Origin of the sequence: Pseudorhodobacter sp. E13, from assembly GCF_003991405.1 — a bacterium.
GTDB lineage: Bacteria > Pseudomonadota > Alphaproteobacteria > Rhodobacterales > Rhodobacteraceae > Pseudorhodobacter.
In genome coordinates, this window is sequence record NZ_RPEN01000096.1 from 1 (window position 1) to 955 (window position 955).

At 57.8% G+C, this 955-nt stretch carries 1 protein-coding gene; it reads left to right on the forward strand.

The genetic code is table 11. The features are described from left to right. Positions 1-436 precede the first annotated feature (436 nt). Positions 437-856 carry a hypothetical protein gene (locus EGN72_RS00255; protein WP_127044677.1) on the forward strand — a complete coding sequence of 140 codons (420 nt, stop codon included), beginning with the start codon at positions 437-439 and terminating at the stop codon, positions 854-856. Positions 857-955: the final 99 nt, after the last annotated feature.

Consider the following 955-nt stretch of genomic DNA (forward strand, 5'->3'; position numbering starts at 1 on the left):
ATAGCTTCAGAGCAACTGTATCCGATGAGCGCCTGGTTGAGACGCTGCCGGCGGTATTCGAAAATCATAGCGAGTTCCTCAAGCGCAAAACGTCGCGTCTTCAGGCAGAGAATGTCGTCCCTTTTGTTCGAACAGAGGAATCAAGAAAGTGATAGCTGCCCTGCAAAAGTCCACTGAAAAGTGCTTGCTGCCACGACATGGCGGCCGATTTCCCGATGAATCACCTACCGAACCGATTTGCCTTCGCACCACTCACGGTTCGGCACCTCGGAGGGTGGCATCAGCACCACGTACCCCCAATTCGTACCGCTGTTCTGCCGCCCTCCATTTTATCGAAACTCGCAAGTTGCCGCGCGGGCAGGGCATCATAGGGCAATAAGAACAACGCGCCCTTTCTAGGGCGCTATTCAACATATTAACGAGGGAAAAGTGTAACATGACTGTGGATCGTTCGAGGACACTTCGGCAGAAACTTCACCTGGGGCCCGTCTTGGTTTCGGCCTTGATCCTCTCCGCCTGCGGCGGCGGAGGGAACGTATCGGCCTACAACGCTGATCGCGGAAATCAGGTGTACAATCCCGACACCTCTTCAGAGGTGCGCGTCCTTGCGCGGGCGACGGATTTTGACCGCGAACAGGGTGTCTCGACGCGGGGCCGCGCCGAGGTCATTTACGCTTCGGTCTCTGGCGGTGCGTCACTGCGCGGGGACAGGTCCACGCTGGTCGCCGACGCTTTGCAACGCGCAGGCGCCGTCAGTGGTTGCCAGAAGGTGGCGCACACCCATTCGCAGGACAGCATCAGGGGCACCCATGTGATGGTGGCCCTATCGGCCTGCCCGCCGCTTTCAAGACGCTGACCCCCATCAACAACCGGCCTTTGCGCCGACAAATTGCTCCTTTCGCGCCGCGCACGCAGGCGCATGAAATCAGAAAGACATGATATGACACAGAAAAAA